The organism is Pelosinus baikalensis, assembly GCF_020819555.1.
Classification (GTDB): Bacteria; Bacillota; Negativicutes; order DSM-13327; family DSM-13327; genus Pelosinus; species Pelosinus baikalensis.
Genome location: NZ_JAJHJB010000008.1, coordinates 26,689 through 52,333 on the forward strand (window position 1 = coordinate 26,689; position 25,645 = coordinate 52,333).

24 protein-coding genes are annotated in these 25,645 nt (G+C 40.6%); 6 read left to right on the plus strand and 18 right to left on the minus strand.

Annotated elements, in window-relative coordinates:
- Positions 1-111: 111 nt before the first annotated feature.
- On the minus strand, positions 112-513 hold the full coding sequence (locus tag LMF89_RS07870) for a helix-turn-helix transcriptional regulator (RefSeq protein ID WP_229534550.1): 402 nt from the start codon (positions 511-513) through the stop codon (positions 112-114).
- Between the two features lie 170 nt (positions 514-683).
- On the opposite strand from LMF89_RS07870, the gene LMF89_RS07875 reads away from it, so the two are divergent.
- The gene (locus LMF89_RS07875) at positions 684-986 is read left to right on the plus strand and encodes a histidine kinase (RefSeq protein WP_229534551.1); all 303 of its coding nucleotides are present in this window, start codon (positions 684-686) and stop codon (positions 984-986) included.
- A 303-nt stretch (positions 987-1,289) separates the two neighbouring features.
- Here LMF89_RS07875 and rocF read toward each other — a convergent pair whose 3' ends face one another.
- Positions 1,290-2,237: an arginase gene (gene rocF, locus LMF89_RS07880; protein ID WP_229534552.1), complete on the minus strand. Its 948-nt coding sequence runs from the start codon at positions 2,235-2,237 to the stop codon at positions 1,290-1,292.
- A gap of 321 nt (positions 2,238-2,558) precedes the next feature.
- On the opposite strand from rocF, the gene LMF89_RS07885 reads away from it, so the two are divergent.
- On the plus strand, positions 2,559-2,816 hold the full coding sequence (locus LMF89_RS07885) for a DUF1657 domain-containing protein (RefSeq protein ID WP_229534553.1): 258 nt from the start codon (positions 2,559-2,561) through the stop codon (positions 2,814-2,816).
- 339 nt (positions 2,817-3,155) lie between these two features.
- Here the strand turns inward: LMF89_RS07885 and LMF89_RS07890 are convergent, their stop codons facing one another.
- From LMF89_RS07890 to LMF89_RS07910, 5 genes are all read right to left on the minus strand, one after another.
- Positions 3,156-4,838 carry a glutamine--tRNA ligase/YqeY domain fusion protein gene (locus LMF89_RS07890; RefSeq protein ID WP_229534554.1) on the minus strand — a complete coding sequence of 561 codons (1,683 nt, stop codon included), beginning with the start codon at positions 4,836-4,838 and terminating at the stop codon, positions 3,156-3,158.
- 122 nt (positions 4,839-4,960) lie between these two features.
- Positions 4,961-8,014: an AAA family ATPase gene (locus tag LMF89_RS07895; RefSeq protein ID WP_229534555.1), complete on the minus strand. Its 3,054-nt coding sequence runs from the start codon at positions 8,012-8,014 to the stop codon at positions 4,961-4,963.
- On the minus strand, positions 8,011-9,165 hold the full coding sequence (locus tag LMF89_RS26170; protein ID WP_229534556.1) for an exonuclease SbcCD subunit D: 1,155 nt from the start codon (positions 9,163-9,165) through the stop codon (positions 8,011-8,013). The genes LMF89_RS07895 and LMF89_RS26170 overlap by 4 nt, the downstream gene beginning before the upstream one ends.
- Before the next feature lie 72 nt (positions 9,166-9,237).
- Positions 9,238-9,882, minus strand: coding sequence for a YigZ family protein (locus tag LMF89_RS07905; RefSeq protein ID WP_229534557.1), 645 nt, complete (start codon positions 9,880-9,882; stop codon positions 9,238-9,240).
- A gap of 236 nt (positions 9,883-10,118) precedes the next feature.
- Positions 10,119-10,577: a YaiI/YqxD family protein gene (locus LMF89_RS07910; RefSeq protein WP_229534558.1), complete on the minus strand. Its 459-nt coding sequence runs from the start codon at positions 10,575-10,577 to the stop codon at positions 10,119-10,121.
- A 270-nt stretch (positions 10,578-10,847) separates the two neighbouring features.
- Here LMF89_RS07910 and LMF89_RS07915 point away from each other — a divergent pair, with 270 nt between their 5' ends.
- Entirely contained in the window at positions 10,848-11,165 is a 318-nt protein-coding gene (locus LMF89_RS07915; protein WP_007954985.1) for a hypothetical protein, read from the plus strand.
- Between the two features lie 152 nt (positions 11,166-11,317).
- On the opposite strand, the gene LMF89_RS07920 is transcribed toward LMF89_RS07915, so the two are convergent.
- Positions 11,318-12,313, minus strand: a complete 996-nt coding sequence (locus tag LMF89_RS07920) for a phenylacetate--CoA ligase family protein (protein ID WP_229534559.1) — start codon at positions 12,311-12,313, stop codon at positions 11,318-11,320.
- Between the two features lie 197 nt (positions 12,314-12,510).
- Here LMF89_RS07920 and LMF89_RS07925 point away from each other — a divergent pair, with 197 nt between their 5' ends.
- Positions 12,511-12,906: a hypothetical protein gene (locus LMF89_RS07925; RefSeq protein ID WP_229534560.1), complete on the plus strand. Its 396-nt coding sequence runs from the start codon at positions 12,511-12,513 to the stop codon at positions 12,904-12,906.
- Between the two features lie 26 nt (positions 12,907-12,932).
- Here the strand turns inward: LMF89_RS07925 and LMF89_RS07930 are convergent, their stop codons facing one another.
- The gene (locus LMF89_RS07930) at positions 12,933-13,631 is read right to left on the minus strand and encodes a polysaccharide deacetylase family protein (protein ID WP_229534561.1); all 699 of its coding nucleotides are present in this window, start codon (positions 13,629-13,631) and stop codon (positions 12,933-12,935) included.
- Between the two features lie 129 nt (positions 13,632-13,760).
- Here LMF89_RS07930 and LMF89_RS07935 point away from each other — a divergent pair, with 129 nt between their 5' ends.
- Positions 13,761-14,921 carry a D-alanyl-D-alanine carboxypeptidase family protein gene (locus LMF89_RS07935; RefSeq protein ID WP_229534562.1) on the plus strand — a complete coding sequence of 387 codons (1,161 nt, stop codon included), beginning with the start codon at positions 13,761-13,763 and terminating at the stop codon, positions 14,919-14,921.
- A 21-nt stretch (positions 14,922-14,942) separates the two neighbouring features.
- Here LMF89_RS07935 and LMF89_RS07940 read toward each other — a convergent pair whose 3' ends face one another.
- The 5 genes from LMF89_RS07940 to hypA form a co-directional block, all read right to left on the minus strand.
- Complete coding sequence (locus LMF89_RS07940; protein ID WP_007935824.1) at positions 14,943-15,725, minus strand: CheR family methyltransferase; 783 nt, start codon at positions 15,723-15,725, stop codon at positions 14,943-14,945.
- Between the two features lie 214 nt (positions 15,726-15,939).
- Entirely contained in the window at positions 15,940-17,058 is a 1,119-nt protein-coding gene (alr, locus tag LMF89_RS07945) for an alanine racemase (RefSeq protein WP_229534563.1), read from the minus strand.
- 71 nt (positions 17,059-17,129) lie between these two features.
- On the minus strand, positions 17,130-17,306 hold the full coding sequence (locus LMF89_RS07950) for an aspartyl-phosphate phosphatase Spo0E family protein (RefSeq protein WP_229534564.1): 177 nt from the start codon (positions 17,304-17,306) through the stop codon (positions 17,130-17,132).
- Positions 17,306-17,974, minus strand: coding sequence for a hydrogenase nickel incorporation protein HypB (hypB, locus tag LMF89_RS07955; RefSeq protein WP_229534565.1), 669 nt, complete (start codon positions 17,972-17,974; stop codon positions 17,306-17,308). Before hypB ends, LMF89_RS07950 begins: the two co-directional genes overlap by 1 nt.
- Before the next feature lies 1 nt (position 17,975).
- Positions 17,976-18,317, minus strand: a complete 342-nt coding sequence (gene hypA, locus LMF89_RS07960; protein ID WP_229534566.1) for a hydrogenase maturation nickel metallochaperone HypA — start codon at positions 18,315-18,317, stop codon at positions 17,976-17,978.
- 194 nt (positions 18,318-18,511) lie between these two features.
- On the opposite strand from hypA, the gene LMF89_RS07965 reads away from it, so the two are divergent.
- Positions 18,512-18,775 carry an alpha/beta-type small acid-soluble spore protein gene (locus LMF89_RS07965; RefSeq protein WP_229534567.1) on the plus strand — a complete coding sequence of 88 codons (264 nt, stop codon included), beginning with the start codon at positions 18,512-18,514 and terminating at the stop codon, positions 18,773-18,775.
- A gap of 52 nt (positions 18,776-18,827) precedes the next feature.
- Here LMF89_RS07965 and LMF89_RS07970 read toward each other — a convergent pair whose 3' ends face one another.
- The 4 genes from LMF89_RS07970 to LMF89_RS07985 form a co-directional block, all read right to left on the minus strand.
- On the minus strand, positions 18,828-20,789 hold the full coding sequence (locus tag LMF89_RS07970; protein ID WP_229534568.1) for a PASTA domain-containing penicillin-binding protein: 1,962 nt from the start codon (positions 20,787-20,789) through the stop codon (positions 18,828-18,830).
- Positions 20,790-20,941: 152 nt separating this feature from the next.
- The gene (locus LMF89_RS07975; protein WP_229534569.1) at positions 20,942-22,321 is read right to left on the minus strand and encodes an amino acid permease; all 1,380 of its coding nucleotides are present in this window, start codon (positions 22,319-22,321) and stop codon (positions 20,942-20,944) included.
- Between the two features lie 339 nt (positions 22,322-22,660).
- Positions 22,661-23,779 (minus strand): alanine dehydrogenase, encoded by a 1,119-nt coding sequence (ald, locus tag LMF89_RS07980; protein WP_229534570.1) that lies wholly within the window; start codon positions 23,777-23,779, stop codon positions 22,661-22,663.
- A 305-nt stretch (positions 23,780-24,084) separates the two neighbouring features.
- Positions 24,085-25,635: a sigma 54-interacting transcriptional regulator gene (locus tag LMF89_RS07985; protein WP_229534571.1), complete on the minus strand. Its 1,551-nt coding sequence runs from the start codon at positions 25,633-25,635 to the stop codon at positions 24,085-24,087.
- Positions 25,636-25,645: the final 10 nt, after the last annotated feature.

Genomic DNA, 25,645 nt, shown 5'->3' on the forward strand with positions numbered 1-25,645 from the left:
TTTCTTTAAGTTAACAAATGGTTAAGAAAATATTAAAGATATAAAGAAAAAACCAGTCTTCCCTTTATCATGTGGGCAGACTGGCTCGATTGAAAATCAAAAATATGTACCTCAAAGCGTCTTCTTTGGATAGCAATCCTTTTTCAATGACAACGTTAATTTTACGTTTAATTCTAAAATATGGCATACTAGATCTGGATCAAACCCATATTGCTCAGCAAGAGTTATTACTTTATCCCATCTTTTATCCGTATTTGCCTGATAGCCAGGAATACTCTCACGAATGCAGTTCCCCTGATCTGAAGACGAATCTTCCGCGTCAAATCCGACTAACCAATCAATACTTACCTTAAAATAACTGGCAATACGCCGCAGTGTTGCAATATCCGGTTCACGACGGTTAATTTCCCAGGAAGCTAGCGTGGAGCGATCAACCTGAAGAATCGTCGCTAATGCTTCTTGGGTTAACTCACTCCGTAATTCTTTTATTCGATCTCCTAATGTTGTTTCCATGAGCACACCCCTCATTATTACGATAGCGTGCTTATCATAGCAGTGCAATTATTCTGTCCATAAGACACTCCCTTGGCAGGATTTTACAACAATCCAGAGAATTAGTGTCTTATAGACACTAATTCTCGTTAAATAAAAAAGCAAGATGCTAAAAAAGGAGGGGCAGTTTCGTGCAGGTAGTAACGTTTTCTAGAAAAATGGATGTATTGGAAATGATAGACAACAAACCTAAAAAGCAAGCTACAGTATACAAGAATTCTCAAGTCGATGCAATTGCTGCGAATGCAATTACGCTGGTAAATGAAATCAGCGATCCGCTCACGGTCATCAAAGGCTATTTACAAGTCTTCGAAAAAAATACTGTAAACAATCAACAAGAGTGGTTACCGCTCGTGTTTCAAGAATTAAATCGAGTGGAGCTATTGATCAACCACTTTATAACAATTTCTCAGAATAAGAAACCTCGGTCATAATTTATAATAATAACGAGTGCAGCTGAAATAATATTATACATGGCAATCGTTAGGAATGGAATATAGGAGTGAGCAGCGTTACCTAGGAGGCAAGTCCCTTATTCCATTCTAGCAAAAATAACAATCGATATATAATTTTCTCAATGCATTATATAGCGATAAAAATCTCATATCCGCAACATAATAAAGACCAGAAGAGATTACATTTTTATGCAATCTTTCCTGGCCTTGTTTAGAATGTTAGTATGAAAATAAGGTAGAATCTAAGTCCTAGACCAACTCTTATGAACTAAACCCACCTTGTCATATCGCTTCAGCACTTCTTTTTCGATCTGTTCTTTGCACCTGTTTGCTTTTAGCAGTCTCACCAAATAATGCTCCAATCAGGTTAACGGTCAGACGAGCCGTCATATCATCTTTATCCAGCAATGGATTGACCTCTACAAATTCCGCGGAAATCAAATTTTCAGCTGCGGCTAATAACCGTACGGCCTGCAGACTTTCTTTATAGCTAAGTCCATCGGCAACAGGAGTCCCTACTCCTGGGAATTCTGCAGGATCAATACCATCTACATCAAAGCTCAAATGGATTCCATCACAACGTTCTGATAAATAACGTACTGTCTCGGCGATGACCACCTCCATGCCCAGTCGTTTTACATCATTGGCAGTGTACATTTTTATATGTTTTTCCTCAATGAGCTGCTGCTCCCCTTTATCCACATCCCGAGCACCAATCAACACAATATGCTCCGGTTTCACTTTTCCCTGGTAGCCTCCAATATTCGTCAAAGCCGAATGACCTAATCCCATGCTGGCTGCTAAAGGCATGCCATGAATATTGCCAGTCGGTGATGTTTCAGGTGTATTCATATCAGCATGAGCATCGTACCAAATGACACCAACATTTTTATAATGTTTTGCAACACCAGCTAATGTCCCCATAGCAATGCTGTGGTCTCCGCCTAAAACAAGAGGAAAGCGCCCTTCTTGTATAATATTTGAAACCTTTGCTGCCAACTTTTCACTTGAATCAACAAGGGTTTTTACATTTTTAATATTCTCGCCGCTTTGTCTAAAGCATCCTGTAATGCCAATAGGAAGATTACCTTCATCTACGACATCCTGTCCGACACCTTTTAAACGCTCCATTAACCCTGCACAACGGATACCCTGGGGTCCTAAGTTGGTACCATAACGAGTCTGTCCCAACCACATTGGTACACCAACAATCGAAATCTTTCTTTTCATGAAATTCACTATCACCGCCCCAATCTTTTGCATTATTTTTTTGCTGCGAATTTTATTTTAAACCTTTCTTGTCTAGTGTGCAAGAAAAGTTTTATAAAATACATAACCTTTATTCCCATTTAAGAACAGTCGTGATCCGAGATCATTCAAGAACAAAGTACTGCAGCTATCTAAGTTGAAGAAATCCAATATTTTTTTACTTCAGTAAACGATTTAAATATAGAAAATATCCATACCAGTATTATCCTGTAATAAAACACCAAAAATCAGGAAGAATACTAACAGATAACTCATCCACAAAAGGATGCTGGAGGTAATCTTATGACTGTACAAAAGGATTTAGAAAAGGCTTTAGCTGCCGCTGAATCAGCTAAAGGAACCTATGCATCTTTTGCCACATCTACTGAGGACCAAACGGCTCAACAAATGTTTACCCAAATGTCTCAAGATATGAAGCAGCATATTTCCAATATTGAAGATCGTCTTAGCTCTAACGCTGCTGTGGGATTGAACGCAGGCAACGCTTCTACTGTAACGAATAGCAATAGTAGTGCTACTGTAACTAATCAGCAAAACTAATAGACACGCAGTCTCCCTGTTTTTACTTTATAGAAACCCTATTCCTATTATGTTCGGAATAGGGTTTCTTTTGTGAAAACAAAAAAATGTACATTTTTAAATTTCCGGGACAAAATAACACTAAGTATATAAGTCATTCCAATTTATAAAAAACTACAAAGAAAAGGAGTTCATAACATGGTGGAACTTCAATTGGGATTTTTTGCTTTTCTCTTCATTGCAGTTTCCCTTTGGTTGCTGCATGTATTACATGGTCTGGGGATGATGTGAACTTCAAAGAAAACTATGGTAAGACAAAAGATAAAGAGCCCGCCACTTCGTTGACGAGCTCTTTATCTTTTACGCTTTTTGCGCTTTTGCCCAGGAATCGCGCAATCCTACAATACGATTAAAAACAGGTAATTCTGCCGTAGAATCCTTCGCATCCAAACAGAAGTAGCCGTTGCGGATGAATTGGTAACGCTGATCAGGCGTAGCTTGAAGTAAGCTAGGTTCTAACATGCAAGATGTAAGTTTCTCTAAAGAATTGGGATTGATATCATCTTTGAAGTCTTTTTCACCTTGATCGGTCTCTTCTTCTGCAAGTAAATAATCAAACAATCGCACTTCAGCCTTAACAGCCTGGGCAGCAGATACCCAGTGCAGCGTCCCTTTCACTTTGCGAGTTGCTGTTCCTGTACCACTTTTGGTTTCAGGATCATAAGTACAACGTAATTCTATCACTTCACCAGTTTCCGGGTCTTTAATCACTTCTTCGCATTTGATAAAATAAGCATTTTTTAGACGCACTTCCTGTCCGGGAGCCAAACGGAAGAATTTCTTAATTGGAATTTCCATGAAATCATCCTGCTCAATATAGATCTCCCGTGAGAAAGGAATACTACGATTGCCCATATCAGGCTGCTCTGGATTATTCTCCGTTTCCAGTTCCTCTACTTGTCCCTCAGGGTAATTGGTAATGACTACTTTCAATGGACGCAGCACTGCCATCGCTCGCAAAGCCTTGCTGTTTAGATCTTCTCTGATACAATGTTCCAGCATCGCAATATCTACAGTACTATTGCTTTTGGCTACGCCAATGCGTTCACAAAAATCACGAATAGCTTCCGGCGTATAACCACGACGGCGCAGTCCAGAAATCGTTGGCATCCGCGGATCATCCCAGCCATCCACCAAACCTTCTTCCACTAGCATCCTAAGTTTTCTTTTGCTCATTACCAGATTGGTAACATTCAACCGTGCAAATTCAATCTGTTGAGGACGGTTTTCCATCTCAAGAGAAGAAATCAGCCAATCATATAATGGACGATGATCTTCAAACTCCAAGGTACAAATAGAATGAGTAATTCCTTCTAAGGCATCGGAAATAGGATGAGCAAAATCATACATAGGATATATGCACCAGGTATTACCTGTACGATGATGTTCGGCTCGCATAATACGATATAAAATAGGATCACGCAAATTTACATTTGGCGATGCCATATCAATTTTTGCTCGCAATACCCTAGATCCATCGGCAAATTTTCCAGCTCTCATACCATCAAATAATTCTAGATTTTCTGCTATCGAACGACTGCGATAAGGACTGTTTTTTCCTGGTTCAGTCAAAGTCCCCCGGTATTCCCGCATTTCCTGGGGATTCAAGTCACAAACATAGGCCTTTTCTGATTTTATCAATTGAACAGCACATTCATAAAGCTGTTCAAAATAGTCAGAAGCATAAAACATACGATCGTCCCAATCAAATCCCAGCCATTTTACATCTTCTTGAATGGATTCAACATATTCAACTTCTTCTTTACTTGGATTGGTATCATCAAAGCGCAAATTACATAAGCCGTTATAATCCTGAGCAATCCCAAAATTAAGACAGATGGACTTTGCATGACCAATATGCAGATACCCATTGGGTTCTGGTGGAAAACGGGTATGTACCCTCTTATTATTTTTATTGTTCTTCAAATCTTCATTAATAATATTTTCAATAAAGTTTGAAGATATTGTCGTATTTGTCGTCATCCTTGAAACCCCTTCTCGATTATCTTTTTATTTATACACATTTCGTCATTTATCGCCCTTTTCCTGCTTATAGCAAACATACAACTACAGTATATAGATAAAATAACCAAAATCTATATAAATTAACCAATTTTAAAACAGGCTGTGCTGCCTCTTTCTGTTGCCATAACTTCTAAGCGGGCATCTATTCTTTCCTTTAGTTCAGGAACGTGAGAAATAATCCCCACCAGTCGCCCCCCCTGCTGCAAATCGATTAAAGCCTTGATAGCAAAGTCTAAGGATTCTGGATCAAGAGTACCAAAGCCCTCATCTACTAAGATTGTATCTAAATGTATGCCGCCTGCATAGGACTGAACAACATCAGCTAAACCTAAGGCTAATGACAAAGATGCTAAAAAGGTCTCACCCCCAGATAAGGTCCCCACGCCTCTGGCAATGCCTGTATAGTTGTCAAAAACCTCTAGATCCAAACCACCAGCAGCGTTTTTTCTGGCTCGCTCCAGGGTTCGCTGCAGGGAATAACGGCTGCGGCTCATCATTTTTAAACGTTCATTCGCTGCCACAATTACATTTTCTAATAACGTTCCTAAAACAAATCGCTGCAGCGTTAATTTGTGCTCATTGCTGCCATTAGCCACTTCTGCCAAACGTCCTGCCACAGCATATTGGGCTTCTAATGTCCCTAAGGCTTCATCCACTTGATTGATCTTTTTCAACCAAGCTTGCTGACGTTTTAGAAGTGCCTCTAGATTCGTGTGTGCAGCAAACATATCATTATATCGATTTTGCATAGTTGTAACTACTTGCTGCAACCCCAGCATATCCGGTAATTCCAGATTTTCCGCTGCCTGGGCAGCCTGTTCCAGGAACAGAGTAGCTTTACTAAATTCCGAATCAAAGGCAGCAATTTTCTTTGCAGTAAGGCTCATACTCTCTGGACTCTTTTTCGCATTCTCATAGTCTTGCTGATCCATAAATCCAGCTGCTGCTACTCGTTTTACAAAATAGTTTTGTTCCTCTTCGTATTTTATCTTGCTGTCTTTTAAGCGATATTTGGTATTTTCCAAGAGTGTCACCTTCTGGGTTACCAGCTGTTTTCCCTGCTGCACATGATGCTGAGCTTGTTCCCAGGCTGCTTTATATTGCTCTTGCTTATTCTGGGTACTTTTTAGGGCTGCTGCCAATTTCCCCATCCCTTGCAGTTCCTCGGGTATCGCAAAACGTCTTTCTGCCACTATGGTTTCTGCGGCTGTAAAAGACTGTTCTGCCTGACGCCACGCTTCTTGCACCTGAACGAATTCCTTATGCAGGTCCTCTTGTTGTTTCCTTAACTGCTCCAACTGCTTAGTCACATTCCTGACCTGCTGTTCTCCAACCAAGGCTTGCTCATACTTTTGACGCAGAGTCTGAACTTTTAGATCTAACTCTAGCAAAGGTAATGCAGCTTGCTCTTTAAGTTCCCCAGCAAGATCGGCAATCCGTTTTTTCCATGTATCCCTCTCGGTTTGCAGCAAACTGTGCTGACTGCGGCAAGTATCTCTTTCTTGTTCCAGAAGTTCGAACTGCTTTTGAGCCGTTTTCAACTGACTTTCATTCGGCATGATTCCTCTAGGAGCGGCCAGCTTAGGATGATCCGCTGAACCACAGACAGGGCAGCTCTCTCCTGCTGTCAAGGTACTTGCCATGAAAGCTGCCTGCCCTTGCATCCATTCATGCTGCAATGTGGTGAGACTGCTTTTAGCAGCCGCATAGTTTTTCTCAAGCTCTGCTAAATTCAGGCCCGAAGCAGAAACTTGCTGTTCTAGCTGGGTAAATTTTTTCCTATGTTCCTCTAGAAGTCTACTTTTCGTAAGCAATCCTTGGGCATGCTGCCATTGTACTTCCCTGCTGCCCACTTCTAACGCAAGTTGAACAACTTTCTGTTCTTCTTGAATGATATGGTCCATCTTTTCTTGTATCTTCGTATATTCGAGTTCAATAGCATCTTTTTTCTTTGCTGCCTGCTGCAGTTCACTTTTTCTTATCGTTGCTGTTTCTAAGGCTTTTTCCAGTAGTTTTATTTTATCCTCAATCTGCTGTAAATGGATTATTTGCCGAACCAGCATTTCCCGCTCTTCGTCTTTAGCAGCTTCTATTTCAAACCGCTGCTGCGCCTCTTTTAGCTTCTGCATCTCAATATCCAGCTCAGCCTTATAAGTCTTACAGTTCTCTTCCAACGACAGTACATCCTGAGCATAGTTCGATCGATTCTTTTCTGCATCGAACAAGCCCATTGCCGCCGTTGCCTGCAGGAGACCTGCTCGTTCTTCTTCGATGATCGGCTTTTGCTCGATAAGCGTCGCAAATAATTGCTCTGCTTTTTGTTTTTCCTGAATTTTTCCCTGTATGATTGCCCCTTGGTTCACAGCCTGTTGAGCACTTTTTAATTCTTCACTGATACTTTTGATCTGAACGAGTACGTTTTCTACTTCCCTTTCATTTTGCTGTATAGAATCCAGCAGTTCATAATCTTGCGCTACGCCGGCTTCCTGCAAAATCCACTGACGCTGTTTGCTCTGTTCTTCACTCACCTTTTTTAGCAGTAGAGCCTTGTCCTTTAATTTTTCCTCAATCCTTTGATATAGGTCTGTTTTAAATAATGCCTGCATAATTTCTTGCCGTTCATTGGAGTTAGCAGTTAATAATTTACGAAATTCACCTTGAGGCAGCAGCACAACTTGACGAAATTGGCTGCTCTTAAAGCCCAGCAGTGTTTCAATCTGCTTCGTAACGTCCAGCCATTTCGCTGCCAGCAAAATGGGTTCACCCACTAAAGGCATACTCCACAATTCAGCTTGTGCCAGCATGGTGGTGGTGCCTTCTCCCCGTTTCTTAGGCCGCTCCTGCTCTGGAATTCGTTTTACTTGATAACAAGCTTCGCCAATCGCAAAATCAAAAATCACTTCTGTAATTACAGCACTATCGGCATGATCGCTGCGCATGGATTTTCCTTCACGCTGCGTGCCGCTGGCATCACCAAACAAGGCAAAGCACATACCATCTAAAATTGTCGTTTTTCCTGATCCTGTGGGGCCATGAATCAAGAAAAATGTCCGATCCTGCAATTCCCTAAAATCAAGTTTTTGCTGTTGCGCATAGGGGCCAAAAGCCGTCATAGTTAAACATAATGGTCTCATAGAATCGCCTCCCGTTCCTCACGGTATACGGTTTCGATCACATTAACTAAGTGCATCTGCTGCTCCTGTGTCATATTTTCTCCAGTCATCTGATGATAAAAGGCCGCAAATAGTTCTTTTTCACTAAGCTTACGATGATCCTTAGGCAAGCCGCTCAGCACACCCTTTTTCAAAAAACGCGGACTTTCGATCTGCAGTACATTAAGATATTTCTCACGCAGTTTCCCCATGGCATCTAAGATTGGCATTTCATCTAGCAGCGTTACCGATACATAATCCTGCTGATTCCCTTCATCAATGGAATGATCCAGGATATCTTTAAAATAGCCTTTTATACAACGAACGTCGCGACGAGGAGATAAGGGAATTCTCTCAACGGTGATGCCCCCGACTTTATCCATTTCGATCAAATGAATACCTTTTCGCTGAGAAGCTTCTGCAAAAGAGTATTTCAGCAGTGATCCGCTATAATGAATGCTTGGATTTCCTGCCTGCTGAGAATTATGTAAATGCCCTAAAGCTGTATAGCAAAAAGGATGAAATACAGCCCCATTTACCATACTACTGCCGCCTATAGATAAAGGACGCTCCGATTCACTCTCCATGCCCCCCGCAATAAAAGCATGAGCAATAGCAACTGAACGTGCTTTATTTGGAATTTTTCTTATTACATGCTGCACCATAGCCTCTATTGCTTGTTCGTGATTTGAAACATCAGGACAAGAAAGACGTTCGCGAACGAATGCAGGCTCCCCATAGGTAAGCGGAGCAAAGTACACCGGTCCATGCTCATCATATAAAATAATAGGTTCTATTTCCCGACTTAATGCCCCTGCTACATACAGCCCTTGAGCCGCTAATAGACGACTGCCAAATCCTAGACGTTCTGCACTATCATGATTACCTGCAATCATAATCGTAGGCACCTTGTAGTCTACTAAAATCTGCGAGATTAATTGGTTTAATAATTCTACTGCCTCAATAGGCGGCACAGCACGATCATAAATATCTCCGGCAATAATAATCCCATCTGGTTTACTCTCACGTACTAAAGCTAGAAACTGATCCAGTACATGGGCCTGATCATTCGTCAAATGAATCCCATGGAACAACCTACCTAAATGCCAATCTGAAGTATGTAAAAACCGCACAATCCGACCTCCTACCGCTATTTTCTACCTTCTTCGTGATACACATAAAAAATTCCTACAAAATAATATTACCTACTCCTGACAAGTAACAAGCGTCTCCACATAGACTTCTCCTTCACGGGTTAATGTCACTTGACCTGCCGTCCAATCGATAACCTTTTGTTCCAGAATTTCTTCTTGCCCCACTTTTTCTAATACAATCAATCGTATTGTATCGGTAAATATTTTATCCTCAATTTGATAACCTTGCAGCCTAAGCTGATTTTCCAGCATTCCCAAAAAAGTATAGTCAATCTCTACCCCAATGCGTGTATGATTTTGCCGCTGGGTAATTCCTACGGCTTTTAAACCTGCGCTGGCACTCTTGCCATAGGCACGAATGAGACCTCCCGCCCCCAGCTTAATGCCGCCAAAATAGCGTGTAACGACAATCACCGTATCTTTTAATTGATTCTTCTTGATGATCTCTAAAATTGGTTTACCAGCCGTACCTGACGGTTCACCATCATCATCTGCTTTTTGCCACTGATCATTCCCTCCTATTACATATGCAGAACAGTTATGAGTGGCATTCCAGTGCTTTTTCTTAATTTTCTCTATAAAAGCGACTGCAGCCTCTTCCTGTTCTGCACGTTGTACATAAGCAATAAATCGTGATTTTTGAATCTCAATTTCCGCCTCACCATAGCTACTGACCGTTAAATAAAAAGATAACATCCTATACACCTCAATCTATAGTAACTCCCTTATATCCCCTTTTAAAAAATATAAAACGAACCACAAAGACGCAAAGGACACAAAGGATTTTATTTATATTTTTTTGTGCACTCCTTTGTGTGCCGCATCAGCGGCATTGTGCCTTTGTGGTTCATAATTTCTTATGTTTTTTTACTTACAAAACTTATAAACTCTGATTCCCATTACCAAAATTTGCAATCCTCAGTCTCAAATCATCATTGCAGGGGATTATCCAAGCTAGCTGCGTCAGCTAACAATTCTTCCAACGAGTGATAAAATCGTTTATCTTCTTCTGCCGTTCGTTTATTGGGACCTTTCGTTCGGCCGCCTCCACGACGCAATTTGGCTTTAACTTCTCGTTCCTCCAGCAAAAATTCAATATTATCATTCGAAAATATTCTCCCTACCGGACTTAAGCAATACGCTTTTTTCCCCAGGACCATTGCTGCGAGCCCCCAGTCCTGGGTCACAATTATATCCTTAGCTTGTGTCAGATTCAGGACCTTAATATCAGCTTCCTGAGAACCATCGCCCACTACCACATGATGATCCGATACAATCATGTGATTAAAACTAGCTACCGTCCAGACAGGGATATGGTATTTGCGTCCCAATTCCATGCAAATTTGTAATGCATTTTTAGGACAAGCATCTGCATCCACTAAAATTTTCATATCGATCAACTCCTGTACCTTACAACGAAATTATACAATTTTTTTCATGCATTGTTTATTGAAAAGTTTATCACACCTCTAAGATTATCTCAAAAATTACTTGTCAAATGCGCCTTACTATTTTAAGATAAAGAAGACTTGATTTTAGTTGGAATTCTAACACCATCTAAAATCCTAGTTGCTTTGTCCAGCAATTTTTCCTGGATACATAGATACCAATACTAACAATTGGTTATACTCTTACTACTAATAATAAAAGGATGATTTAAAATGAGTGACAACACAGTATTAGATTTTTATGAACCTTTCGGCTTTTATGAAACAGAAAATGAAGATGGCTGTACTGCTCTTCTTTATGAAACACTAAATAATGGCGATTACGCCTTAGTCACTGATGGTGATGGTATTATACCAGAAGATCTAGAGCAAGAAATCATTTTTGCTTATTACACTGCAGATGGGGCCTTTTCCTGGAGTGTTAGTTTTGAAGATTCCCATCATTTTTTTGAACTGTTAGGAAAACATACAGAAAGTAATCATCTCATTGATATTGTAAAGCAATATCGTGATAGTGGCGATTACTATTAAAAAATAAATGTACAAAGGGTTCTGAGATGAGAAATCTCAAAACCCTTTGTACATATTATTTTTTCAGTAAAGCCTTCGCTCTTTCTTCTAATTCAATATCTTCTGCTTCCGTAGGTTTTACTACTACGACATGAGGTGTAGACTTACCATCTTTATTCACATGGATAAAGATCATTTTTTTCTGTTTCTTTTCTTATTCGTATCAACGTCCGTCCACAAGCACATGGGCTGTCTTCTAAACTACACAATATGCCCGTAGTAAAACGCAAAAGAGGCATCGCCTCCAATGTCAGGCTGGTAAGAACCAATTCACCGATTTCTCCGATGGGCAGAACTTGTCCACTTATAGGATGTAGAATCTCAGGATAAAAACAATCCTCTTGAACATGCAAACCAGCATCACAATGGCACTCTCCTGCAATCCCCATTCCCCAAATGTCATACATGCCATAAACTTGGATTGGTTTTTTTCCATAAATCTGTTGAATTTTCTCACCTTGACTTTGGAATACAAGATTACTATCACAGAAAATATTCTGCAATGGTAATTCTGCAGGCTTATACCCATTTATACCGGCTTCTTGTGCAAGCTGGAGCAGATGTGAAGCAGCAGAAAATATAGAAGTAATACCAAAATCCTCGATGAAATGTATCTGTGCGAGCATATTGCTCCTACTGTCAGACAGTAAGGTTGAGCCAATTTGCTGTATTCCAAAATGCACCCCTAAGCTGGGTGCATTTTCTTTCGCAGTACCCACCCATTGAAAAACGGAGGTCATATTCATCCCTCCAGCAACCAGTATACGGGACATTAATTCACTCCACATAGCCATATCATTTCGGGTGTAACTCACTGCAATATGGTCTTGAGCCTCTAGCGTTTTATGAATATAGGCAACACCACTCACTGGCATCGTTAATAGTCCATAAGGATAATTAGCTGCTATATCCTGTTTCGTAGTAACAGGAAGTTTTTTCAGATCATCCAGATTTGTAATATTTTCTGGCAGCAGCCCACATTCTTTCATGCGAATTTGGTATAAGATACTTTTTTCATATACTCGCTCTATTATTTTTGTTAGTTTATAAGATTGCCATGCTGTCATATCCGTACGAGACAAGGTTTCTACTTGTTGATTCCAAATCATATCTGCATCTCCTTTCATGACCATAAAGACGTTTTTAATACTTTTCTTATTCTCTATTTCCAGGATATAACCTTCCCTTTAGGAGATTAATGCGCTACTTTAGCAGTTTTTTTAACACAGATGAGGTACTAGTTCCTGGCCGATTTATTTCATATTTCCATCTATGATTGGACAAACTAGTCCTAGGAGGTGTATACATGGATGGAATGATTTGTTCCAATTGTCATACTTGGATGACCACACAGGCAAAAAACTGCCCGGATTGCAATGCAGATATTGTTATGGACGGGGAATGCAAAAATGTAATCGACCGCATTCAGCCCAATTGTCTTATTTATCGCTATGATGGCTCTGATTTATTAGAGCCGGGAGTCGTTATTAAACAGCTTAAGGTAAATATGAAAGTAGCTACAAAGTTGCGAGAATACTCTGCTCCCCTTCTTGTACCCAAGCATAAAGTCTATGCTTTTAATCAAAATCTGTTAAGCTCGATTCAAGGCCTGCGCAACGAACGCACTGCTACAATGGTAAGGTTTGATCAGCTTATCAAATCTCACTGGCAGAATCTAGAACCCTATCAACACTCTGAATAAGCTCTACTCTAAAGGCTGAGCACATTCTAATTACGAACTTCGTAATACTGCAATAGCTCACTGACTGTAACAATGCTGTAACCTTGCTCACGAAGTCTATCAATTATAATACCAAGGGCCTCTGGTGTAGGCAGCGGATACTGACCGTCATGCAATAACACAATGCTGCCAGGCTTTACATGATTCATTACGTTCTCAACAACAGAAGATACACTAGGCCGCCGCCAATCACCAGGGTCCACTGACCATAAGATCGTCGTATAGCCACGCAGCTCTGCTTCTGCCACTACAGCATCATTGTAGGCTCCGCCAGGAGGACGAAACAATACAGGTTTCGGAGCAGCTGCCATAATTGCCTTTTCAGCCTTGTCGAATTCTTCAACCATTTCTTCCTTACTTATTTTGGATAAAAACCTATGCTTATAAGCATGGGAGGCCACTTCATGTCCATCAGCTACCTCCTGTGCTACTATTTCCGGATGAGCAGCAGCATGTTCGCCTAGAACAAAAAATGTTACTTTTGCATTTTTTTCTTTAAGAACTGCTAATAGCTGCGGTGTCATCATATTGTGTGGACCATCGTCCACGGTCAGTGCCACAACTTTATGAGTCGTGGGAACTTTTCGTATTGCTTTATCATTATCCTCTACAACTCCGTCTACCATTATAGCAGCAGAAAAAATAATTCCTATTACGCCTGCGAAAACTAAACTTCCTCGTTTCATATCATCCTTACCTCCTATCACTACCTCAGTGGATATTACGCAAAAGGCTAGAAAGATATGCTTTATGTTTTTGCATGATTATGCCATAACCGCAATATACTATAAAAGCCATTCACGAGGAGGATGCATATGTGGATATCATTTGCTCGTAACGTCATACTCCTATTTTGCCTTTTCTTTACTTTAGCTACACCCATTGCCAATAGCTCACCACCAAAAATTGAGGCTCAAGCAGCCATCTTAATAGATGCAAAAACAGGGCAAATTCTCTTTGAAAAGAATAGTCATATTCGCAATGCTCCTGCCAGTACCACAAAAGTACTAACAGCCATCATTGCTATTGAAAGCGGACGACTAGATGAAGAGGTAAAGGTCAGCGCTCGAGCTGCCAATACAACAGGTTCTTCCATGCATTTAAGTACGGGGCAGCTCATTTCCATGCGGGAGCTAGTGATCGGTCTTTTGATGCGTTCAGGCAATGATGCAGCCGTGGCGATTGCGGAGCATTTGGCTGGTTCTGTCGAAAATTTCGTTATGCTTATGAATGATAAGGCCCAATCATTGGATGCTGCCAATAGCAATTTTGTCAATCCCCATGGTCTGACTGCTGTCAACCATTATTCTACAGCCTTTGACTTAGCCTGGATTGCCAGATATGCGTTAACCAATCCGACTTTTTCTATGATTGTGAACACGAAAGAAACGAATATTGAATGGCTCGATCGAAAAGGCAAAGAACATGATCAAAGTCTCAAAAATACCAATAAACTATTATGGTTATTGGAAGAGGCGGATGGGGTCAAAACAGGAACCACCAATCAGGCGGGCCCTTGCCTAATTTCCAGCGCTACCCGGGGAAATCAGAAATTAATTGCGGTTGTACTTCATGATCATTCCCGCTGGTATGACTCCATGAAATTATTAAAATACGGCTTTGATGCCTTTGAACTATATGAATATGCTGTTAAAGGTGATATTTTAGGATCGATTCCTGTAGAAAGAGGCCTTGGACCTCTGATCGATGCGGTAGTGAGTAATAATGCAAGTGTAGTAGTGCCAACCGCAGATTATGAGCATGTTACCGTCTATGTTAATCTACCAGAACAAATAAAAGCCCCTGTATATCAGGGGCAAAAGATTGGTGAAATTGTCTTTCTTGTTCATGAGCAAGCAATAAAAACCGTAGACATTACATCGGGCCAAACCATAGAAGAACGCACGAATAGTAAAATCTTACTGCAATATTTATTGCGTACCTTTCGTTTGTTATCCAGCTGGGGAGCACTCTAACTCTAACTGATCTCGTTTGCTTTATAGAGGTCTACGATAAAAAAATGGCATGTATTGGCTAAAGCCAATATCACGGAAATTTAGGATGGCTTCTGTGCCACCTACAAATAATACACCACCGGGCTTAAGAGCACCTAAAAATCTTCGATATAAGCCATCTTTTGCCTCTTCGGTAAAATAAATAACTACATTTCTACATAAAATTAAATCGAATCCGGTATCAAATTTATCCAGCAATAAATTGTGACGTTTAAATTCTACCCGAGAACGGATATCTTCATCAATCGTATATGTAGTACCAGCTTGTTTAAAATATTTAGAAGCTCTGCCAGTAGAAATATTCTTGAACTCAGTATTGGTATATATACCACTTTTGGCTTTTGCCAGCATTTCTACATCCAAATCTGTAGCTAAAATTCGATGTTTTACATTTGGCGTTATATCCTTTAAGATCATTGCTAAGGAATATGGCTCAGCGCCAACAGAACAGCCAGCACTCCAAATATTAAGTTTAGGACTTTGTGCTAATAAATCTGGCAGCACTTTGCTTTCCAGCTCAGAGAATTTTTCTGGTGTTCGGAAAAATTCTGTTACATTGATTGTCATATAATCAACAAATTCCTTGTACATCTTCGCATCTTTATCCAATAAGTTAAAAAAATCTACATATGTATTCACACCATACCGAGTCATTAAATTATTAATCCGTCGCTGCATCTGAGCCGGTTTATAATCATTAAGGTTAATGCTTGATTTTGCATTAAACTTTTGCTTAAACAACTCCCAATCTTTCTCACCAACCACACCAACACCTCCAACTGATTTCTAGAAGTATATTCGACATATTCTATTAATTTCCTACCTTCCCACCAAAAGACTTACAATTGACGAATTTTCCTGACAAGCATTCAAGCAAAGAGTAGAAAAGACCCACTCTCACCAGCTATAAAGGTGGAGTGGGTCTGATACTACCTGTTATCCCTATCAAGTTTTTTACTGCATTGTATATAGATGCTCTTTAAGAAGTCTTGCTGATATAATACCTAGGCACTCTTTTTCCTACCATGCATACGATCTCATAATTAATCGTTCCCATGATCTGAGCAATTTCCTCCACTGGCAATTCAGCTCCGCCAAATAAAAGCACCTCATCATCAATGGTAACATCAGGAATATGGCTGACATCAACCATACACTGATCCATACAGACTCGTCCGACGATAGGGGCCCGCTGACCATGAATCAATACTTGCGTCTTACCCGCCAGCAAACGAGACCAACCATCTGCATAGCCTACGGGCAGAGTGGCAATTCTACTCTTTTGATCCGTATAATAAGTCCTTCCATAGCTTATAGACGAGTTAGGCGGTACATCCTTGACAAAGCCGACTTGAGCTTTAAACTTCATCGCTGGTTTAAGCAGCAAACTCTTTTTTACTTCATTTGAAGGCCATAACCCGTACAGAATAATGCCAGGCCGTACCATATCCAGATGCATCTCGGGCAATTCTAATAACGCTGCACTATTGGCAATATGGCGGATGGGTATGTGAATGCCTTGTCCCTTAATGTATTCAATAGCTTCTAAGAAATGCCGGTATTGCTCATAGGTAAAGGCCTTGTCCCAGCTATCAGAAGTAGCAAAATGAGAATATACGCCCTCGATTTCAACTCCCGGCAAAGCGGCTACTGCTGCTGCAAAAACGCCTGCATCAGTTGGGCTAACGCCGACTCTAGCCATGCCCGTATCGATTTTAAGATGTACTTTAGCTGTTTTACCTGCTGATATGGCCGCCGCTGATAAAGCCTGTGCTGATTCAAGAGAAAATATCGTTTGCGTAATATTATTCTTGACCACTAGATCAGCCTGACAAACTGGCGTATACCCTAACACCAAAATGGGCACTTCAAACCCTGCATTTCTTAATTCCACTGCTTCATTGACAATCGCTACGGCCAAACGGTCTGCTCCCGCCTGTAATGCAGTCCGTGCAACAGCTACCGCTCCATGCCCATACCCGTCAGCCTTAACAACGGCACAAACTTTTGCATCACGGTTTGTTGCTTTTCTGATTTCGGTTACATTATGAGCAATGGCTGTTAAATCAATCTCTGCCCATACAGGTCGATTAAACATATCTAACCTCCTAGCAAAAAAATAGGTGACAAAGAGACGTTAATTCGGGGCTTTGTACCTATGAAATACGCTCATCGTCTTACGTGCTGCATTTTTACTCTCTCATATTCTACAATTAATTTATCTAATTGAATACTGACTTCTGCAACTTCTGGGTCTATTAAATTACCTGATTTTTTTTCTACCAATTCATGAAGATGTACGCGTACACGTTCAATTTCTTGTGCCAGCTTTTGCAGATTAAACATCACTTGCTCTCCTTGCCTTTTTTAATTTGCACTTGTTTAATAAGCCAATTGAACCAAGCTTCAAGTCCTTCACCAGTCTGGCATGAAACTGGCAATAGGGTAACTCCAGGATGAATAGCAGTAATGTCTTTTTCTGCAGCTTTTAGGTCAAAATTAGTATATGGCAGTAAATCTACCTTATTTAAAATAACAGCGCTGGCTTGTTTAAAAATTAATGGATACTTTAAAGGTTTATCGTCACCTTCTGTAATACTAAGAACCGTTACTTTACAGTCCTCACCAATATTGAATTCCGCCGGACAAACCAGATTTCCTACATTTTCGATAACAATAATATCAAGTTCCCCAAGGTCAAGACAGTCAAGCACGCCTTGAATCATATTCGCATCTAGATGACAGCCACCGCCTGTATTAATCTGCACCACAGGTACGCCATACTGTTCAATACGCTCGGCATCCTTCGCCGTAAATAAATCACCTTCAATAACAGCGATTGAAAGTGTTTCTTTTAATGCTTTAATGGTTTTTTCTAATAAAGACGTTTTGCCACAACCAGGTGACCCTAGTAAATTTAATACAAAAATACCTGCTTTTTCAAATCGTTTCTGCAATGCAGCAGCAACCTGATCATTTCTCTCTAAAATATTAGTCATCACTTTTATTTGCACTTTATTCTACCTCCAGATAATCAACTGCTAACTCTCGGCCCGATACCACTAGAATATTAGCGGAGTGGCATAGGGGACATAGGAAAGAATATCGTTCCACTGTAAATTGCTGCCCACAGCTATTGCATTTGCCAACCAGAGGTACAATCGTAATATCTACCACTGCGCCATCAGCTATTGTATTTGCAGCTAAAGCCGCAAAACCAAATTTAAGAGATTCAGGCTCAACTTGAGTCATCTGGCCAATTAGCAGTTTAATGCAACTTATCTTTACCGCATTATGCTCTGCAGCAGTTTTTAATACTATGTCCAATATTCCTTGAGCAATGGACATTTCATGCATATACTTCACTCCACGTTTACCATTTTCATACAGTTAATTCGTCATGAAAGAATGATTTCCTGCCATAGCAATAAGTTCAATGATTCACATTCAATGTTTATTACGATTGGAACTATTTACATAATATAAACTCGAATAATCACTTTCTATTTCGCTGATACTATGATTACACCAACACAAGGAGGTGATTATCAATGGCCAGAAGTAACAAACCTGTTAACCCAGGCTCTGCAAGCGCACTCGATCGCATGAAATATGAGATCGCTGGTGAGCTCGGAATTGCTGATCGAGTACGTTCTCAAGGTTGGGCAACCATGACTTCCGCTGACTGCGGACGTGTGGGCGGACAAATGGTTCGCAGAATGATTGAGCAATATGAATCCGGCATGAGCGGAACTACCACTCAAGCAACTAGCGGCACATTAACTGCTCAATATGATGCGAACAAACAGCCTTAATCGTATGCATGGGCGGCTTAAAGCCGCCCTTTATTTATTTGTTTTAGTATTCCTATCGTGCTTCAAAATAAACGTTAATCTCTGTTCCTGCTTCTACAATTGTATTTGCCATTATACTTTGTCTTACCGCAACACCTGTTCCCACAGGAACAATCGATAGTCCTGCTTGCGTTAATGCATCTCCTGCTTCACGGATGCTCTTTCCAACCACATTCGGTACAACTACCTTTCCTGGAGGGGCTTGAATGTTAGGCAAGGGCATCGAACTCGTTTGAATATTTTCTTTTGGAGCAGGAAATTCATTAGCAATTTGAGGGTAAATATTAAGATGACGCATAATTTTTCCTAAAATTTCGCCTGCAATGGGCGCTGCAATCTCACCTCCATAATAGCTTCCTTTAGGATCATCAAGGACAACTAAAATTGCAACTTGAGGATCTTCTACTGGACCAAAACCAACAAATGAGGCTACATAACGTCCTGCAGAATAGCCACTGCCATCATCTTGCAGCTTTTCTGCTGTACCTGTTTTCCCTGCAAAACGGTATCCTTTAATAGAAGCTTTTTTACCGCCACCTTCCAATACAACCTTTTCCATTAAGCCCGTTAACCGATTAGCTGTTTCGGGGCTAATCGCCTGACGCACCGATTGAGTGACCCCTTCACGCTCAATAGATCCATCCACATTTCGTACTTCTTTGATAATGTACGGCTTTAAGAGTACTCCATCATTGGCAATCGCCGATACAGCCGTAATGAGCTGCAATGGTGTGACAGCAATACTTTGCCCAATGGACATCGTCGCCACATCAGAGTCACGCATATCTTCTGGCCTAAATAACAACCCTTCTTCCTCACCGGGTAATTCAATACCCGTTGCCTTGCCGAAACCAAAGGCCTTGGCATATTCGATCAATTTATAAGCTCCCAGCCTCATACCAATCTGTACAAAAATGGTATTAATGGATTTTTCAATAACTTCGACAAAGGAAACATTGCCATAACTTTCGTCACTCCAATTTCGAATACGCCGCCCTGACACTTCTACATAGCCATTATCAATAAATCGCTCTTCGGGGTACAACTGTCCTTCCTGCAATGCAGCAGCTGCTACAACACTTTTAAAGGTAGATCCGGGTTCATAATTATATGCCACTGCCCGATTCTTCCACTCCCGCATGCTATATTTATAAAACTGATTGGGATTATAAGTAGGTCGATTGGCCATGGCCAGTATTTCTCCCGTGTGGGGATTCATGACAATCACGGTTGCCCCTTGGGGGCGATTAGTCAGCATTGCCTTATCCAAGCTCTGCTCAACAATAAATTGAATTGTACTATCTAAGGTAAGGTATACATTTTTCCCCTGCTTAGGTGGAGCAAATGTAAAAATAGACTTAAAAATGGGTATGCCCCGGCTATCGGTATCAACGAAGTGTTCCACAGAGGTTCCTTTAATGACTTTATCCAATGCCAGTTCCATGCCATCTAAACCAACGTCATCCGTACCCACAAATCCCAAAACGTGAGCAGCTAAATTATCATTGGGATAATACCGCTTACTTTCTTCTAAAAAGCCCAAGCCTCTAAGATTGGATTCTTTGATAATAGCCTCTATTTGCTTTGTCACCCCAGGTTCGATCATGCGCTTGATCCAAATAAAACGTCCCCCTGCAGATAATCGCTCTTTCATATCTCCAGGCTGCATTTCTAATAACGGAGCCAACAGCGATACTATAATATCCGGGTCTTTAATTTCAGAAGGATCTGCATATAAGGACTTGGTTAAATTGCTAACTGCCAACTCCCGTCCTTCTCTATCATAAATCGTTCCGCGAGGCGTCTGTAAAATCTGGCTGTCTTTCACTTGGTTCGCCACCTTTGCGGCCATACGATCACCGTCGATGAATTGCAGCCAGCCAATGCGCACTGCCAAGATAATAATCATCATCAATAGTAAAACTAAAAATGAAGCTATACGTTGCTGCAAAATTACAGCGTTTTTTTCCATCATTTATAATCAACCCTTCCTAAGAACACAATACTGCAACGTCTTATTATTCGTCTCATTTGCAGTATTTCCCTGCAAGAAAAGGAGCTTATCGTAGGCACTAGTAATGAAAAAAACACCTTCAGCAGGTGTTTTTTCATTATAAAGAGATACATCTATTGTTGACCATTACCTTTATGCATTCCTGCCGCATAATACGAAGCAGCGATCAGTCCAAACCAGATTGGCGCAATATACAATGCAACACGAGTATCTGGATTAAAGAACATGGCTATGGCAACGAATGCTAAGAAAGCTAAACTGATCCAATTGGATATAGGTGAAAAAGGCATCGGATATTTGATTTGTGCAATTTGTTCAGGTGACAAACTCTCGCGATACTTCAGCTGAATCAACAAGATAATTCCCCATATCCAAAGAGCACCAAAGGTAGCAACACTTGTAACATACACAAATACCTGTGCAGGAACCATATAATTAAGAACTACGCCGATCAATAAGAAACCTGACGAAACCAAAATTCCTTTTACAGGAACATGGCGGTCATTTAATTTACTAAACATTGTTGGAGCTTTTCCTTGTAATGATAAGTTATAAAGCATTCTGCCTGTACTAAACAGCCCACTATTACAAGAAGACAAGGCTGCAGTCAGTACTACGAAGTTGATAATGCCAGCTGCTGCCCTTACTCCAAGTTTATTGAAAGTCAAAACGAAAGGACTGCCCATTGTGCCAATTTGATTCCAGGGATATAACGACATTATGATCGTTAAGGAACCAACATAAAATATGAGAATACGCCAGAACACTTTATCAATCGCAGCCGGTAAGGATTTTTCGGGATTTTTTGCTTCACCGGCTGTAACACCAATCAATTCAATGCCTAAATAGGAGAACATTACCATGGTACTCGCCATAATCATACCTTCTATACCATGAGGGAAAAACCCGCCATTAGACCAGAGGTTGGAAATGCCGATTGCCACCCCATGATTGGCAACACCAAAAGCGATCATGGCCGATCCAGCCACAATCATCGCTAAAATCGTTACTACTTTAATTAAAGCAAACCAAAACTCAAACTCACCAAAAGCACGAACACTGACTAAATTAACAGATGCCATTAAAACCAAAGCACACAAGGCAGGAATCCACTGGGGCACTTCCGGCACCCAAAAGGAAAAATATACCCCAACTGCCGTAATCTCTGCCATACATGTGACAACCCACATAAACCAGTACGTCCATCCTGTAATATAACCAGCCAGAGGCCCTAAGAAAATATTGGAATGGGCACTAAAGGTACCGGAAACGGGATAAGCAACTGTTACTTCACCTAGGGCACGCATAATATAGAACATAATAATACCAGCCAGGAAATATACAAGTATCAATGATGGACCGGCAGCTTTTATTGCAGCACCAGCTCCAAGAAATAACCCTACACCAATCGCTCCGCCTAATGCAATTAACTGAATATGACGTTCCTCTAATCCCCGATGCAATCCTTCCTGCAATGCATTATTTTTTTCCACAAATTCTCCCCCTCATATATTATACTTGGGATTACGGTAGGTTATTTTACGACCACCTCCTTACAATCCATGCAGGCCTTATTATAAACTATCATACACCGATATGGCGGAAATTCAATCATCCCATTATTCTATATATTCAGATAATTTGTTTTATAATATACGCAAAAAGCATACTCTTAGCACAGATATGAGTATGCTTTTTGCTACTTTGTTGATTTACTAAAGGGGGCTTGATTAGCGTTTTACTCACCTGAATCGCAATCGCACTTAGCAGCTCTTAACTCCCACTTATAAAAAATGGGAGTCTTAGAGCAGGTTTAATCATCAGCAAACTTTTTAGCTTAATACGGTTGTTACGGGAGTGTAAGGTAAATTCTGATCATCGGCTACAGCCTTAAATGTTACTTTTCCATCATAAACATTAAGTCCTCTTGCTAATCCAGCATCATCAATAAGGGCTTGTTTCCAGCCTTTATTAGCAATCTGCAGCGCATATGGCAATGTTGAATTTGTTAAGGCCAAGGTGGACGTGCGAGCCACCGCTCCTGGCATATTGGCTACAGAATAATGGATTACGCCGTGCTTGGTATAGGTAGGTTCGCTATGAGTTGTAATTCGATCAATCGTTGAAACTGAACCGCCTTGATCAATCGCCACATCTACAATGACGGAACCAGCTTCCATGGTTTTTACCATTTCTTCGCTCACTAGCTTAGGGGCTTTTGCTCCAGGTATGAGTACAGCGCCCACTAAAAGATCCGCTTGTTTTACCCATTTTGCAATATTATAGCTATTTGACATAACAGTTGTTACTCTTCCAGCAAAAATATCATCTAAGTAAGCAAGACGATCTGTGGATTTATCAAGAATCGTAACACGTGCACCCATACCAACAGCCATCTTAGCTGCATTCGTACCTACGATGCCACCACCAACAATTACGACTTGACCTGATTCTACCCCAGGTACGCCACCTAGAAGGATCCCTTTGCCGCCCCAAGGCTTTTCCAAGAACTGCGCACCAATTTGTACTGCCATACGACCTGCCACTTCACTCATTGGTGATAATAAAGGCAATGAATTATTGCGGCCTACAATGGTTTCATAGGCAATACCAATCACCTTTTTCTCTAATAATGCCTTCGTCAGTTCAGGCTCGGGAGCTAAATGTAAGTACGTAAACAAAATTTGACCTTCATGAAATAATTCATACTCTGGCGTCAACGGTTCTTTCACCTTAATAATCATTTCTGATGTATCAAATAATTCTTTTTTATCAGCGATAATCGTAGCTCCTACTTGCTTATAGCTTTCATCAGAAAAGCCGCTACCAATACCTGCATTTTTTTCAATTAATACAGTATGCCCTGCTCTACAAAGATCCTCTGCCCCTGCCGGAGTCAGGCCCACACGGTTTTCATTGTTTTTAATCTCTTTTGCTACGCCAATAATCATAATAAATTCCCTCCATTTTCGTTATACTATTTTAGCAATATATAAATACACTATTAGTATTATGATCTTATAGTAATGCAAAAACCGTGCCAAACAGAGAATTTTTGTGATACATCAGCCCTTCTATCTAAACAAATATCAGGTTTTTACTTGTTTCAATTCAAAAGTAGTCACATTTTAAAACCTCGCTGGTCAGTCGAAAATCCAGCAAGAACTATTTATTCCGGAACTATTAATTTCCACAATAGATTCCACTGTTACGAATAGGTTCCATTTTATTGAATTAAATACCATAAATTTCCAATTCAATCCAGTGAAAAGTCGTATTTTCGTAATTTTTTTAATACTGCCGTATGGGATAACCCTAATACTGCTCCCATACGTCTCGAAGAGCGAAAACGACGAAGGGTTTCTTTTAATATAACCACTTCCACTTCTGCCAGGCGCTCTTCTAATGTTTGATATTTTTCAAATTGCACCGTAGGCGGTGCTGTCTGGGAGCCAGACAACCTTCCCAAAAAGATATGTTCTGGTTGAACCATTGTTCTATCAACTAAATTCACTGATCTCTCAATAATATTTTTTAGTTCCCGTACATTACCTGGCCAATTATAATCCTGCAGCCGCTGTAATGCAGCAGCAGAAAAACCCTGAACTGGATTATGTAATTTCTCAGCAAAATGTCTTAAAAAAAGTTCTCCTAATAGTTGAATGTCTTCAAAGCGCTCCCTGAGGGGTGGTATTAAAAGAGGTATTACATTTAAACGATAGTATAAATCTTCTCGAAAAATTTTATCCGCAACCATATCTTCTAAATTACGGTTGGTTGCCGCAATAATACGTACATCAACAGCCACTTCTTTCGTACTTCCCACACGCCTTACCCGCTTTTCCTGCAGTACCCGCAGTAGTTTAACTTGAAGGTGGGCAGATACTTCTCCTACTTCATCTAGAAATAATGTGCCACCATTGGCTAGTTCGAACATCCCTGGTTTTCCGCCCTTGGCTGCACCTGTAAAGGCCCCTCGTGCGTATCCAAAAAGCTCACTTTCTAGTAATGTCTCAGGGATCGCAGCACAATTAATCGGTACAAATGCGGCGGAGGCTCTCGTTGATGAGCTGTGCAAAGCTCTGGCAAATAGTTCTTTACCCGTTCCTGTTTCCCCGCGGATTAATATGGTAGAATCGCTGGCAGCATATCGCCGCGCCTGGTTGACTACTTGTCCCATAACTACACTAGCATAAGGAATATCCGCAAAGGTCATCGGCAAGGAAGCTGTCATGTTGTTCATTAGACTTCTTACTTCTTGTGTATCGCGAATTAAGGCAACCACGCCAACAACTTCATTATCATTATTCTTTAGAGGAATTGTACTGACTACACAATAACTATTACCCCCATCAATATATACCTCTCGATTATGGTACTGACAGCCTGTCTGCAGCGTTTCCTGGATTAGCAGATTTTTAAACAAGGCAGCCCCTAAGGGTTTGCCTACTGCTTTCTTCACAGGTAAATTCAAAATCCGCGCTGCTGCCGGATTGTATTGTGCAATAAGACCATCAGAATTAACAGATAAAATACCATCATGTACAGATGTTAAAATTGCATCAAGCTGTTCAGCTCGTTCTTTAGATGGCATGGCAGAGATCTCGTCGATTCTTTGTATGCCAATAATGCAAGATAGTTCCGCTATGCATTCCTTGCATTGCGGCACAGATACGCTCTGACACTCCAAATAAATTTTATTCTTCTCAACTTCCATAGATACGATATTAATTCTACGTTTTGCTAGGATAGCGGTAATATCATGAACAACTCCGATACGATCGATGTATAATATTCGCAAATACATCTTTTACACG